Below are 14,689 nucleotides of genomic sequence, written 5' to 3' on the forward strand. Positions count from 1 at the left end.
CTCCACAATTCCATCACTCCCAAACTCTCTAATTTCCTAACGCCTAAACTTTCTCCAAATCGTGTACCTCGATGTAGCTGCGGTGCAGGGTGATGGCGCCGGTTTGCTCCAGTTTTTTGAGCAGCCGGGAAATCACCTCGCGGGAGCTGTTGAGTTCCTCGGCGATGTGCTGGTGCGACAGCCTGATTTCTTTCCCAATGACTTTTACGTGGCGTTTCAGGTAAAACAGCAGGCGCTCGTCCAGGGCTTTGAAGGCGATGCTGTCCAGGGTCTGCAGCAGTTCCTCGAAGCGCTGGCGATAGGAGGCAATCACGAAACTGTGCCAGCTCTTGTAGCGGGCCAGCCATTGCTCCGACAGGTGCGATGGGATGAGGAGGACTTCGGAGGCATCCACCGCCCTGACCATGATCAGGCTCTGCTCGTTGCGGGCCGAGCACATCATCGACAGCGCGCAGGCGTTGCCTGGTTCGAGGTAATACATCAGGAACTCGTTGCCCTCCTCGTCCTGGCGATACACTTTCAGGAGGCCGCTCAGCAGCAGAATAGTAGAGCGTATATACTGCCCGGTGCGCAGTACTTCGTCGCCTTCCCCCACCCGCCTGATGGTGCTGTGCCGAAGGATTTCATCCTGGAGCGGTTGTTCCAGCTGCGGAAACTGCTTCAATACATCGTCTTTCTGTATGTTTTCCATCTCGTGTGCTCGCAAAGTGGTTTGTTTCGCACCTTGCACGCGCATCATCAATATAAGTCAAATTTATATATAAACCGCTCGAACAGGAGTGGTGCATATGGCAAAAAAAGCCGGTGGCGTACGCCACCGGCTGAGTCAAGCATATAGCTGCTTTTTATTTGAACTTGTTGACCGCCTCGCTCAGGTCCAGCACCGTGGCACCGGGGAGCGCTGCCTCCACAATGCTGCTTCCGGCCGCCGACCGGTAACCGCCTGCGCAATGCACTACCACGGGCTTGTCGGTCGGGATCTCACCGGCGCGCTCGCGCAGTTCCGGCAGCGGGATGTTGATGGAGTTTTCGAAGAAACGGCCGCCTTTTACCTCGGAGGCGTTCCGGATGTCCACGATGGTGTAATCTTCCGGGTGCTGGCCGAATGCCTCCACATCCAGTTGGGGTGACTTGGTGTTTGCCTCGCCGTCCAGTAAGAAAGCGCCTTTTATGAGGAGCTCATATCCTATTTTGGCCGCTTTCGAGATAAGCTCGTGCAACTGCTCCTCGCTCTCCGCCACCAGGTAATAACGCTCTTCCGGGCCCACGATGCTGCCCAGCCAGGTCTCAAACTTGTTCCCGTTCTGGATGTTGATGGCGCCTTTGTGATGCCCTTTCTTGAACGCCTTCTCACCGCGGGCATCCACAATTACCGCTCCCTCCTCCGGGCTGAAGTTCTGCTCCAGCCGTTTCACGCCTTCCAGGCTTGGCTTGTAGGCTGGGGCACCCTGCTTGTTGAGACCTACATCATAGCCAAAGTATTTCGGGATGAACGGCTGATCCTCCGTCAGCACCTTCACGAACTCCTCCTCGCTCATCTGCTGCAGCGCGTAGTTGGTTCGCTTCTCCGCTCCGATGGTGCTGCTGCTGGCCTCGCTCAGGCCTTTGCCGCAGAGCGTGCCTGCACCGTGCGCCGGGTACACCAGCACGTCATCATCCAGTTTCATCAGCTTTTCGCGGGTGCTGTGGTACATCTGCCGCGCGAGTTCTTCGCGTTTGGCCGTGATGCTGCCTGCCTTCTCCCGGAGGTCCGGCCGGCCCACGTCCCCGATAAAGAGCGTGTCGCCTGTGAAAACCGCTTTGTCTTTGCCCTCGTGCTCCAGCACCACGCTGATGCTGTCCGGGGAGTGGCCGGGGGTGTACAGCGACTTCAGCTTGACCTTACCCACCTGCAGTGCAGCGCCCTCGTCGAAGGCCTGGTGCAGATAGTCGGCGCCCACTTTGCTGTGCGCATATATGGTAGCCCCTGTTTGTTGATGAATCTCCAGGTGAGAGCTCACAAAGTCAGCGTGCGGGTGCGTCTCGATCACCCCTACAATTTTTGCGTTGTGGGCTACTGCGTAATCATAGTATGGCTGCGGGTCGCGGGCCGGGTCTATCAGCACCACCTCACCGGCGCACTCGCTCAGAATGGCATATGAATAATGTGCAAGGCCTTTGTCTTCAAACTGTTGTATTTTCATCTCCGTTTGCTTTGTGGTTTAGATTTATCCTCGTTCTATATGGCTTATGTGCTACAAAGGTACAGTTTGCCGCCACACGGCACAGTGACCTTTGTCACACAGCAGAAAATGCCTGAGGTGCCTTTAGGGCAGAAACGGAAGCCATGTTGTTTGGCTTTATATATCCTTTCTGGACCTGTGGGCACACAGTTACATAAGAGGAAGCAGATCTTCCGGGCAGCTAAGGAGGGATTGTGCGTGAAATATTTGGGCCTGCTTAGCTCAAGAGCTAGAGCGAGGAGCAACTATGGGATGGCTAGTAATATACCCTGTTATAGGCCATGCTTTATGTTTTATATATGACTTCTGTCTCTGTCGGGAGCAATATAAGTTATCTATGTTAATCACACAGATAACTTATATTGCGGCTTTCGTGATTGATTTCATTTGTTATCTTGGTGGGATATCCGAATTCGTTAAATTCATAGGTGAGTTCTTCTCCAATCAGAGTCCCATCATCGGAAGTTCGCCTTTTCAACAAATTTTTAGACGGAGAGGCCCCGGCAGGCACAGAACCACGGGCAGTATATAAATTCACCAAATCAACTTCAGTTGGTTTCGCCTCCTTATCCAGATAGTACTCATAGCGCTGTATCCACTTGGTGGAAAAATCAGGCATTTCAAAAACAGACCTTGTCAGGTTTTTCTGCTCATATTCCAAAGCAATAGAAAAGAATAAAGTGCCGTTGCTGCGGAATGTAGTTTCTTTGGAGATTAGCCCGTCTTTGTTGTACTCAACTTTTGTTGTACTCACAAATGCCGGGGGAGTATTGGCATCTGGAGCACTGCCGTAGGTAGATTCTATCCAGCGCCCCTGGGCATCATAATCGACAGTCGTGATATCAACATGGTCGCCACCCTCGCTGCCCGCTATAATCCTCGAGATGCGGTTTTTACTGTCTCGCTCAATGGTGTGATTGCGTTCAGAAGCAATCACTAACGGATGATCAGAAACTACTTTCACAAAATAAGATGCAAGCCTCTTGTTGTTGTCATATTGGTACATTGTGTAACTCCCTCCCTGATCTTCTATTCTCGTAATCAGACACGGGTCCGTTATTTTATCGGGCTCAGGGCTGTCTTCCTCATTACAAGCAAACAGTAGGGCTATTAGCAAGAGCAGGTATACGTTTTTCATAAGGGTTAGGTTTGTTTCAAAGCTAACAATATTATCTTGATTATATATAAATTAATTTATATATTTATTCATGTCTCTTACTCAAAGAAAGCCTTGAACCCCTTGCAACCGTGCAACTTGGCAGATCTGCTTATATGAATCAGAATAATAAGTTATAATGCTGAAAAAGATAGAGCAGAAACCAAGCATTCGATAGGACAATCATGATAAGCATCACTTATGATTAACTTCAATGGTTAAGTACAGTAGCACATTTCAAAATGGAACGTATACCCTATATAAAAGGGCTTCTGCAGCAGTGCAGAAGCCCTTTTATATAGGGGTTTATATAGGATTACTCTTTCCCGATAGGGTAGTAGGCCTTGAGGCCGTCGGGGTAAACACCCTCCAGGTAAACCACACCGCTGTCAATGTTCTTCAGGTGCTTGGCCACGTCTGCAGGCTCGTTTACAGGCTGCCGGTCGATGCGGGTGATGATGAAGCCGTCCTTCATGCCGGTGTCGCGGAACTCACTGTCTTCCACGTCCGAGATTTTGGCGCCCCCGGTGATGCCGAGCTTGTTCATTTCCTGCTTGCTTACCGCCTCAAACCTAGCACCGTCGAAAGTCACGGCCTCGGCGCGGCTGCGCTTGATCAGCTCAGTGCTGTTGTTCATGTTCCGGAGCGTCACTTCGGCGCTTCTCTGCTTGCCGTCGCGCATATAGCTCACCTTCACTTTGTCGCCGGGTCTGTGGCGCGCCACCTGCTCGAGCAGATGAGAAGATTTGTGCGTGGGGGCCCCGTCGATGGCTGTGATCACGTCGCCGGGCTGCAGGCCCGCATCATCGGCTCCGCCACTCTCCGACACGTTTACCAGGTACACCCCGTTCAGCGTCTTAATGTCCTTTTCTTTGGCGAAATCAGCGTCAATGTCGCGTATCTCGGCGCCGAGCAGGGCACGCTGCACCTCTCCGTACTTCTTCAGATCGTCTACCACCTTGCTCACGATAGAGGAAGGCACGGCAAACGAGTAGCCGGAGAAAGAGCCTGTCTGCGAGGCGATGGCCGTGTTGATGCCTATCAGGTCACCGTTCAGGTTCACGAGGGCACCGCCCGAGTTGCCGGGGTTCACGGCGGCATCTGTCTGTATAAAAGACTCAATGCTGTAGCGCTGGTTCGGGTTGTTGGAGCGCAGGATGTCGATGCTGCGCCCCTTGGCGCTCACGATACCGGCCGTAACGGTCGAGGTGAGGTTCATTGGGTTGCCGACGGCCAGCACCCACTCGCCCACCTGCAGGTCGTCGGAGTTGCCGTATCGGATGGTGGGGAGCTTTTCGGCGTCTACCTTCAGTAGGGCGATGTCTGTGGTGGGGTCGGTGCCCACAAGGGTGGCCGACATGCGGCGCTTGTCGTTCAGCACCACCTCTATTTTAGAAGCATTGTCAATTACGTGGTTGTTGGTGATGATGTAGCCGTCGGAGGCGATGATAACGCCGGATCCGGAGCCCATACTTGGTCCCTGCGGGGCCTGTTGCATGCCTCCGAAGCCATCGCCGAAGAACTCGCGCAGAAAAGGGTCCATTTCCATGCCGCCACGGCTCACGGCGCCACCTCCGTCATACTCCGTCATCACGTGTACCACGGCCGGTGTGGCCACCTCCGACGCCTTCAGGAAGTTAAGCCCTTCCGGCACGATGGCGTTGCTGCTGCGCATATTGCTGGTATACTGCACCTGCGGGAACTGTGCCTGCTCCTGCAGGGCGCTTACGGCGTCACTGTCTGCTAATTTATAACCACCCACGGCAATCCCCCCTCCTAGCAAAGCGGAGAGCGTCAGGCCGGCAAAGAATTGTTTTGATTTCATATGCATGCTACTATACTGTTTTAAGGATACTGGAAATAAGGTTTATCTATTTAGTTACAGTTTTTTCAAATACTATACCAAACTTTGATATCCTTGTTGAAAAAATGGAGCCGGCATCTTCAGCATCGCTGCACACCTTTTCCCGGCAGAGGATAAGGTAGAGTGGGGCTGGCTACGGAATGCAGCTACATCAAAACGCTGCATTTCAAGTGATGCCATTGGGGCCTGAATTATGGCAGTGTCGCAACAGATGGTGCCGCAGGTTAACCGATAGTGCTTAGGGAGATGTTCTTTGCCTCCTTTTAAGCAATGCAGCCGATGTATGTCCGAATACCCCGCCCCCATATCCCATCTGCTAAGTTTCCACTACGCTCTCCGGCTATATATGGTATTATATATAGCTGTATGGTAGCTTTCCACATAATGTGACAGGTCTTGGACAACAACGGGCAAGGGGCGGGTTTGCATGCAACACTTCTTCTGCCCAGGCACCGCATAATTGTAGTTGAATTGGTTATTTTATATTTCTTAATTGTTAAATTTCATACAGTCGTGCTGAAAAAGTTATAATTTCATTGCTTTTAATTCAGAAAAACTGTTCCTTTACATACATATATAGGCGGAATGACCGCTGATGCCAACTGCACCACAGGCTGTGGTAAACAATTTAGCCGGTTTTGGGCCTTAAGTAGATACAAAGCCTCATTCACGTTGAAAGGTGGCTGCGACTTCGTGTGCCCACCTGGTACAAATCCGGTATAAGCAGGAATAGATTTGAAGGCTAGGGAAAATACTACATAAGCTGGGTGTGCCAGCGAAGCACCACGCAGCAAAGCTTCTGAGGGGTTGCTGGAAAACCCCACGTTGCTGCCCCTTATCATAGCTGTTGTGGCCGCAGTTACAGCGAGTCTGATTCCGGCTTCTGAACCATATAGCTATACCCTTATCAGCGCAAAGCTTATAGGAGAAACAGAACAACCACTAAACCCATGTTACTATGAACCGAAATTTACAATCGAACCACAGCAGAGGTTCGCGTCGGAGATGCTCGCTGCTATTGTTGGCCATGCTCGGATTTGCCCCGACCGGAGGCTTTGCCGCAGCGCCTGGGACTGTGGCCCCCGACCTTGCTGGTGCTGTTGCTCCAGGTAGCAGCGTAAACCAGGGCAGCCCGGTAACGGGTGTCGTGCGCGATGCGGCCGGACAGCCGCTTCCTGGGGTGTCGGTTTCATTGAAAGGCACCGGCACCGGCACCATCACGGATGTAGACGGCCGCTTTACAATCGATGTGTCTGGTGTTCCGCTGCCCGTGCTTGTGTTTTCCTATATCGGCTTCGAAGGCCAGGAAGTGGTTGTGGGTGAACAGAACACTTTCACTGTTGCGCTGCAGGAAGACGCCCAGCTGATGGATGAGGTGGTGGTAGTGGGATACGGCACGCAGAAAAAAGCAAACCTGACCGGTGCCGTGAGCCAGGTCTCCTCCGAGGTGCTGGAAGATCGCCCGGTTACGAATGTGACTTCCGGCCTGCAGGGCACCATGCCCGGGGTAACGATCACGAATGCCAGCGGTGCGCCGGGCAACAATAGCGGCGACATCCGCATCAGGGGCCTGGGGACCTGGGGCGACGCCCAGCCCCTGGTGGTAATCGATGGTATCATCAGTTCCATATCAAACCTTAACATCCTTAACCCGAATGATATTGCAACGGTTTCTGTGCTGAAAGACGCGGCATCCTCTTCTATATATGGCGTGCGGGGTGCGAACGGGGTAATCGTGGTGACCACCAAGAAAGGCGTTGCCGGCAAACCGGCCATCGCCTATAATGGCTACATCGGTGTGCAAACCCCTACGGCCCTGCCTGAATTTCTGGGATCACCGGAGTACATGCAGCTGCTGAACGAGGCGCAGCAGAATGTGGGGCTGAACCCCACTTACTCGGAGGAGGAGATCGGGATAGCCCGCAACGGCTCTGACCAGAATTATTATGCCAACACAGACTGGATGGATGCCATATACAAGGACTACGCGCCGCAGCAAAGTCACAACCTGAGCGTAAATGGCGGCGCCGAAAACATAAGCTATTATATATCCTACGGTTATTTAAAGGAAGGGGGGCTGGTGACAGGGGACAACTACCAGGCCAACAGGCACAATATCCGGGCAAAGCTCAGCACCACGTTTCTGGATCGGCTGGATGTCTCGGCCAACTTAGGGTACATCGACCGCGGATATACGGGCTCTGCCGAAGGCGTCGGCTCCGGATCAGGCCCCCTTTATGCCGCAACCCAGATAGTGCCCCTGGTGCCGGTCCGCTTCACCACGGGAGGCTGGGGTTATATCGGCGGGCAGCGCAACCCGGTGGCCGTTACCACAGACGGCGGAACGGACGATTTCGCCTCTCAGGAATTTACGGCCAACCTCAACGCATCCATAGAGTTGTTCGACGGCTTCAGGCTGAGGGGGCAGTATGGCCTGATTCGTTCTAATTCCATGAGGGCCATCTTTTCCAAAACCATAAACTATTACAGCCCTGTGGACGGCTCCATCATCTACAGGACCAACTTCCCGAACAGGATCGACAGAAGAGACTACACGAATGTGTTTCAGACAATGCTGGTCGCGGCCGAGTATGAAAAGAACTTCGCTGACAAGCATCACGTGAAAGCTTTGCTGGCTGCTTCGCGCGACGAGGAGGTAGGCGATAACTTTGCTGCCACCAGAACGGATGTGCCTACGCAGGTAGGGGATGGCAACCTTGACCTTGGAACACAAAACCTGCTCAACAGTGCAAGCGCAAACCAATGGGCGCTGCAGTCGCTGTTTGGCAGGATGAACTACGGGTTCGACGACCGTTACCTGCTCGAAGCGAATTTCAGGTACGACGGCTCCTCTAAGTTTGCGCCGGACTTACGCTGGCAGCTGTTCGGCGCCGCTTCGGTAGGCTGGGTTTTCACGGAAGAGAGCTTCCTGGAAGGCATACGGGATGTGGTGGAGTTTGGAAAGCTGCGCTATTCTTACGGCACGCAGGGAAACGACCGGGTAGCGAATTATGCTTTTCTCAATGTTTTGCAGCCGGTGGAAACCATGCCCATCGGATATATAAACACCATCGGGTACAGGCAAGATGGGGTTCCGAACGAGTTTCTGACCTGGGAAACACAGCTTAAGCAAAACCTCGGGCTTGACCTGGTGTTTCTTAGTGGCCGCCTGGGCGTAACAGCCGACTACTTTAAAAATGAGACAAGCGATTTGCTGCTGAGGCTGGCCCTACCCGGTGTATTGGGCGGCGCCCCTCCTTACCAGAACGTCGGCGAGCTGGAAAACAGGGGCTGGGAACTGCAACTCGACTGGAGAGACGACATTGGCGATTTTACCTACGGGGCAAACTTCAACATCTCGGATGTCCGCAACGAGCTGACCGAACTGGCCGGAACAGACTATTTGGGCGATCGGATTAGGAGAGAGGGCGATCCACTGGACGCTTTCTACGGGCTCGTGGCCAACCGCCTGGCCCAGGAGAACGATTTCTCCTATGATCCCGAACAGGGCGAGTTTGTCCCGGATTTCCCCTATATCCACAATGATCCGGTGGCGCAGCCCGGCGACATCATTTACAAGGATTTGAACGGCGACGGCGAGATCACGCTGGACGGCGACAGGCAGGTGCTCGGCAGCCATATACCCCGCTACACCTATGGCTTCCGTGGCGAGGCGGGCTGGAAGGGCATCGACTTCAGCTTCTTCCTGCAGGGGGTGGGCAAAGCGAACGGCTATTTGTTTGGCGCGGCCCGCCACGCCCTGATAAACGAGGGCAGCCTGCCGCAACCCATTCACCTGGACCGCTGGACACCGGAAAACACGGATGCCTCCTATCCCCGCTTAACATATCAGCAAACCTATAACCAGCGCCTGTCTACTTACTGGCTGGAGGACGCCTCTTACCTGCGCCTGAAGAACATCCAGATCGGCTATACCCTGCCTTCCCAACTCACCGAGAAGTTCAGGGTCGACCGGCTGCGTATTTATGCCTCCGCAGACAACCTGCTCACCAAAACAGATTTCTTCTACGCCTACGACCCCGAAACCCCTGTGAGCAACGGCGGCTACTACCCCCAGGTAAAAACCTTTGTGCTTGGTTTAAACATCAACCTTAAGTAAGACAGACCATGAAGAAGATATACATCATAAGCATCCTTTTAAGCGCATTCGTGCTGGGTTCCTGCGAGGATGATTTCCTGGAAAGGGCTCCGATGGATAAAATCACGGACGAAAACTTCTGGCAGACAGAAGAGCAACTGGAACTGGCGGTGGATGCCATGTACGGGTACCTGAAAGCCAAGAACACCGTGGACATGGAGATTATGGGGGATAACACCTTCTGGCCCTCCAACAACAACTTTAAGCTGATAGGGAGCGGCAACTTCAGTTACGACCTGAGCACGATCAACAACGAATGGCGCGGCTTGTACGAAGGCATACGCCAGGCGAATACCTTCCTGGCGAACTATAAGAAGGCAGACGTGCAGAACCCGGAGCACGCGGAAGCGCTTGCTGCGCAGGTTCGCATCATCCGGGCATACCTGTACAGCTACTTAACAGCCTTTTTCGGAGACGTGCCGCTTGTCACCACGCCGCTTAACATAGACGAGCTCTACGGCCCGCGCGACCCCAGGGCCGAGGTGGTGGACTTCATACTGGCCGACCTGGATACGGCCGCCCAGCATTTGCCTGCGGAAATCCCGAGCGGGGACGATGCAGGCAGGCTGGCCAAAGGAGCGGCGCTGGCTTTAAAAGCCAGGGTAGCCCTGTATAACGAACGGTGGGAAGTGGCTGAGGAGGCTGCCAAGGCGGTAATGGACATGGGGGTTTATGAGTTGTTTAACGTAGGCGACCCGAGCTCGAATTACCGCAGGCTGTTTACCTATGAGGGCAAACTGTCGGGTGGCAGGAACCAGGAAACCATTATCTCGCGGCTGCACCTGGAGGGCGTGACAGACCATAACCTGAGCCGTGAGATACAGGTGCCGGATCAGGGCGTCCGCTGGAACCCCACCAAATCATTGGTAGATGATTACCTGATGATTGATGGCCTGCCTATCGGTAAGTCTCCTTTATATAGCGTGGCCACCTACAACGAAGTATTTGAGGACCGGGACCCGCGTATGACACAGACCATTCTGGAGCCCGGCTCTCCCTGGGGCGGCCGCTACGACTCTAGCCCCGAGCACAAAGATGCCGACCCCGGCAACGACCATCCCGACATCTTTGTGGTGCCGAAGTTCTCCTCCGACAAAAGGGGGGCGGCCACCTACACCGGTTACTATTTTACAAAGTATGTGGAGCTGTCTACGGTTGGGCAGGTTAGCAGAGACGTGAATGACATACACCTGCTGCGCTATGCCGAGGTACTGCTAACCTATGCAGAGGCCAAGCTGGAGCAGGGCGAGCTGACGCAGGAGGTAGTGGACATGACCATCAACCTGCTCCGCGAGCGTGTAGGCATGACACCGATGGTGCTCGCTGAACTGACTGCGAATGGCTTGGACATCCGCGAGGAAATTCACCGTGAGCGGCGCATAGAGCTTGCGCTGGAAGGGCAGCGGTACTTCGATATTATCCGCTGGGGGAAAGGGGAACTGCTGGCAGCGGATGTGAAGGGTACAAATGTGAACTGGCTACCTAACAAAGAGGATGCTGCCGGGCTGCGCACCGATGATAAAGGATTTATCATCGTGCTCGACGGCAACCGGTTCGATGACCCGAGAAACTACCTGTGGCCGGTTCCATTGGAGCAGGCGCAACTCAACCCGGAGCTCGGGCAAAACCCGGGATGGTAGCAAACAGGCTTCCCCTGCCCCACGCTGCCATGATTTCATATATGGGCAAACTGGCTTTTGCCGATGATATCAGGTAACCGGAATCTAAAATATTGTAAGACCTAAATACCAGGTATAATGAAAAATGCTAAGATACTATGGGTGGCGCTGTTTTTCAGCGTGTCGTTTGTCGGCTGTAAAGACGATGATGTGGGGGACCTGCTGCCACCCGGCGCCGATTTTAATTATACGCCTGCGGCACCCGTGGCAGAGCAGGAAATACTTTTCTATGCCGACCCAACAGAAGGCTCGGGCGAGATTGTGGAGTGGAACTGGAGCTTTGGGGATGCGGAGGGGTCTACGTCCGACAAGCGGAATCCATACTTTACCTATGCCAGTGAAGGCACTTACGAGGTAACCCTGGTTGTGAAAAACGCTGCAGGAGCATCTTTTGAAGTTACAAAGCCCGTGGAGGTGGCGCCGCCGCCAAAGGACTTTATAGCAGCCATCGTCTGGGAGTTTACCAACAACACGGCCATTACGGGAATCAACGAGGGTACAAGCGCACCCGTTGTCGGTGATGACGGCTCGGTGTTTTATGTGGAGGGCTATGCCGGACCTGACAGCAAGGTGGTGGCGGTTACGGACCAGGGAGAAAGCGCCCAGCTAAAATGGGCTACCGCGCCGGGCAACCGCATTCAGAATGCACCCTCCATGGGCCCCGACGGGAACATATACATCGAAGCCTGGCTGGCGAACGGCATCTTTAAGCTGAATGGAGTTACCGGCGAGATAATGTGGAATGGCAATACGGTAGCGCAGGTATCCAACAACACGGCCGCCATTGACGCTGAAGGTAATATTTACCACGGATCTCGGTCCAATGCGCAGGCAGGGATATTTTCCTGGACCCCTGACGGCGAAAAGCGCTGGGAGATTGTAGGGGTAGGCGCCTTCTATGCGGCACCGGCTATCAGCAAAGACGGCAAGACTGTATACTATCTGAACACCGATACCGGCAAGATATGGGCGGTGAATACAGCGGACGGCACCCTGAAATGGAGCGATCCGGTAGGGGCGAACTCAGGAGGCTACGGACCATCCCTGTCGCTGGATGGCGAGGGCACCATCTACTTTACCACCAACGAACAGGTCGCGGCGGTCACCGATAACGGCGAAAGCGGATCGGTGAAATGGATTGCTGATATACCTGGCGCTGCCAACTCAGGTGTGAGTATAGGGCCAGGCGGAGAACTGTACACGGGCGCCGGTGCCGGGCTGGTATCGCTTAACCCTTCCGATGGATCTGTCAACTGGACATATGGCCTCGCCACAACCGAAAGCATGCCCGCCGTGGATGTGAACGGAAATATATACATCGGCACCACGGACGGAAAACTGGTTGTGGTAAATCCAGAGGGCATGTTGCTCAAAGAGTTTCAACTGGGGGATGGCGTGGTGAATTCTCCTACCATAGCCGATGACGGCACTGTCTACATCGAGGCGGTGGCCGGCAGTGTCATCAAGCTGTATAAAATAGCTGTGGAAGAAAGCGGGCCTGCACTGTCTCCATGGCCTATGAAAGGGCAGAATAAAAAGAATACAGGACAAGTGAAATAGGGCGCTGGTGAACTAGCAGCATCCTTCCCCGTTGCACTTGCCAGCGTTGGGTATATATGAGGCTTTGCCGGAAACATGCGACACTCAAACACGAATCATGACAAAACTATTCTGGGGCATTATGACGGGCATTGCGCTGCTGGCTACCTCCTGCGACAAATCCGCGGCACCTGATCCGGCTCCGGCAGATCAGCCTGCTGATAAAACAGACACGCTGGCCTCGCTGAAGGTGATGTCTTACAATATCCACCATTGCAACCCTCCGTCAAAACCGGACTATATAGATATAAACGCTATCGTGGGTGTGGTAAAGGCTCAAAAGCCGGACCTGCTGGCGCTGCAGGAAGTGGATGTGAACACGTCGCGCTCCGGCGCGCTGAACCAGGCGCAGGAGATAGCGAACAAGCTGCACATGCGCTACTTTTTCGGTAAGGCGATAGATTACCAGGGCGGCGCCTACGGCGTGGCCATCCTGTCCAAGTATCCACTGGCCGAAACAACTGTACACCGGCTTCCGGTAAAAGCCGGTACAGAGGGCGAGCCCCGGGTTATGGCTACCGCAAAAGTAACGCTGCCCGACGGAACGACTATGCGGTTTGGCAGCACCCACCTCGATGCGCAGTCTGACCCGGCAAACAGGCAGTTGCAGGTAAGGGCGATATCGGATATAGCCGCCGGTGAAAGCCTGCCCTTTATTATTGCGGGAGATTTTAACGCGACGCCTGACTCTGATGTTATTAACGCCCTGGACAGCCAGTTTAAAAGGACCTGCCAGGTCTGCGCACCCACTATTCCGGCCTCAAACCCATCCAAAGCTATCGACTTTATCGCCTACAGGCATCCGGCAAACAAATTTGATGTGGCAGGTCATCAGGTGGTAAGCGAGCCATATGCGTCCGACCACAGGCCTGTGGTGGCTGTTATAAAAATCGAAAAATGAACCCGGAAATAGTTGCCTTCTGATGCGAATCCGGAGATTGGCTTTGCGCTTATGCAAGGAACGCAGTTACGGCGGGCCCGAGGAGAATGTTTTGCTTTGGCTGTCTGTGGCCGCTGCGCGTGCTTCAGGGCTGCCATCCAAAGAGTATCGGGTAAACAGCCCAAGCCTGTCAGACCAGCGCACAGCCAAATCATATCGCACAGCCAACGCGGCCTTTCCGGGTACTGCAAACAAAAGACCCAGACATCATCAATAAACCTGTTATTTATATATCCAGCATGAAAAATAGTGATTTTTACCTCGCAGCCTTACTTGGCATAGTCGTATTCCTGGCGTCCTGTTACGGAAAACAGTCCTCTTCTGCAAAGGAGGAGAAGCAACTGCGGGTCATGACTTACAACATCCACCATGCCAACCCGCCGAGCAAGGCGGAGGCCGGGGATATAGACATTGACGCCATCGCAGCCGTCATCCGGAAGGAAAACCCCGACTTGGTTGCCCTGCAGGAGGTGGATGTTAACACGCAGCGCTCAGGCAAAGTCAACCAGGCCAAGGCGATAGCCGAGAAACTGGGGATGGAGGCCTTCTTCGGCCGGGCCATCGACCACCAGGGCGGCTACTACGGCGTAGCCATACTCTCCAAGTACCCACTAACGGAGACGAAGGTGACGCCTTTGCCGGAAGACGCGGCGCCCGCGTCGGAAGACCGCGTGCTGGCCTCTGCAAAAGTCAGGCTGCCCGGCGGCATGGTCATCCGCTTCGGCAGCACGCACCTGGACGTGGTGAACCCCGAAAACCGGGAGCAGCAGGTGCGGGCCATCAACGGAATAGCCGCGGAAGATGCCGTGCCTTTCATCGTGGCGGGAGATTTCAACGCCGTGCCCGGAAGCGGGGCCATCCTTGAGCTGGACAAGACCTTTACCCGCACCTGCACCGCCGACTGCGCGCCGACCATTCCGGTAGACAAACCGGACAGGACGATTGACTTCATCGCCTTCTCGAAAGGCTCGCCCTTCGAGGTGGTGTCGCAGAAAGTGATACCGGAAAGGTATGCCTCAGACCACCTGCCCGTCGTGGCGACCCTGCGCTACTAACAGCGCCCCGGCCTA

9 protein-coding genes are annotated in these 14,689 nt (G+C 54.2%); 5 read left to right on the top strand and 4 right to left on the bottom strand.

Annotated elements, in window-relative coordinates; genetic code table 11:
* Positions 1 to 43: 43 nt before the first annotated feature.
* From GSQ62_RS14355 to GSQ62_RS14370, 4 genes are all read right to left on the bottom strand, one after another.
* Positions 44 to 691: a Crp/Fnr family transcriptional regulator gene (locus GSQ62_RS14355; RefSeq protein WP_161890143.1), complete on the bottom strand. Its 648-nt coding sequence runs from the start codon at positions 689 to 691 to the stop codon at positions 44 to 46.
* A gap of 154 nt (positions 692 to 845) precedes the next feature.
* On the bottom strand, positions 846 to 2,183 hold the full coding sequence (locus tag GSQ62_RS14360; RefSeq protein WP_161890144.1) for an MBL fold metallo-hydrolase: 1,338 nt from the start codon (positions 2,181 to 2,183) through the stop codon (positions 846 to 848).
* A gap of 379 nt (positions 2,184 to 2,562) precedes the next feature.
* Positions 2,563 to 3,360, bottom strand: a complete 798-nt coding sequence (locus tag GSQ62_RS14365) for a hypothetical protein (RefSeq protein WP_161890145.1) — start codon at positions 3,358 to 3,360, stop codon at positions 2,563 to 2,565.
* A 334-nt stretch (positions 3,361 to 3,694) separates the two neighbouring features.
* Positions 3,695 to 5,203, bottom strand: a complete 1,509-nt coding sequence (locus GSQ62_RS14370) for a Do family serine endopeptidase (protein WP_161890146.1) — start codon at positions 5,201 to 5,203, stop codon at positions 3,695 to 3,697.
* 997 nt (positions 5,204 to 6,200) lie between these two features.
* On the opposite strand from GSQ62_RS14370, the gene GSQ62_RS14375 reads away from it, so the two are divergent.
* From GSQ62_RS14375 to GSQ62_RS14395, 5 genes are all read left to right on the top strand, one after another.
* Positions 6,201 to 9,362 carry a SusC/RagA family TonB-linked outer membrane protein gene (locus GSQ62_RS14375; protein ID WP_161890147.1) on the top strand — a complete coding sequence of 1,054 codons (3,162 nt, stop codon included), beginning with the start codon at positions 6,201 to 6,203 and terminating at the stop codon, positions 9,360 to 9,362.
* Positions 9,363 to 9,370: 8 nt separating this feature from the next.
* The gene (locus GSQ62_RS14380; RefSeq protein WP_161890148.1) at positions 9,371 to 11,041 is read left to right on the top strand and encodes a RagB/SusD family nutrient uptake outer membrane protein; all 1,671 of its coding nucleotides are present in this window, start codon (positions 9,371 to 9,373) and stop codon (positions 11,039 to 11,041) included.
* Between the two features lie 117 nt (positions 11,042 to 11,158).
* Entirely contained in the window at positions 11,159 to 12,640 is a 1,482-nt protein-coding gene (locus tag GSQ62_RS14385) for an outer membrane protein assembly factor BamB family protein (RefSeq protein ID WP_161890149.1), read from the top strand.
* Positions 12,641 to 12,737: 97 nt separating this feature from the next.
* Positions 12,738 to 13,580 carry an endonuclease/exonuclease/phosphatase family protein gene (locus tag GSQ62_RS14390; RefSeq protein WP_237586638.1) on the top strand — a complete coding sequence of 281 codons (843 nt, stop codon included), beginning with the start codon at positions 12,738 to 12,740 and terminating at the stop codon, positions 13,578 to 13,580.
* A 389-nt stretch (positions 13,581 to 13,969) separates the two neighbouring features.
* Positions 13,970 to 14,674, top strand: a complete 705-nt coding sequence (locus tag GSQ62_RS14395) for an endonuclease/exonuclease/phosphatase family protein (RefSeq protein ID WP_161890150.1) — start codon at positions 13,970 to 13,972, stop codon at positions 14,672 to 14,674.
* Positions 14,675 to 14,689 lie beyond the last annotated feature (15 nt).

Origin of the sequence: Pontibacter russatus, from assembly GCF_009931655.1 — a bacterium.
GTDB lineage: Bacteria > Bacteroidota > Bacteroidia > Cytophagales > Hymenobacteraceae > Pontibacter > Pontibacter russatus.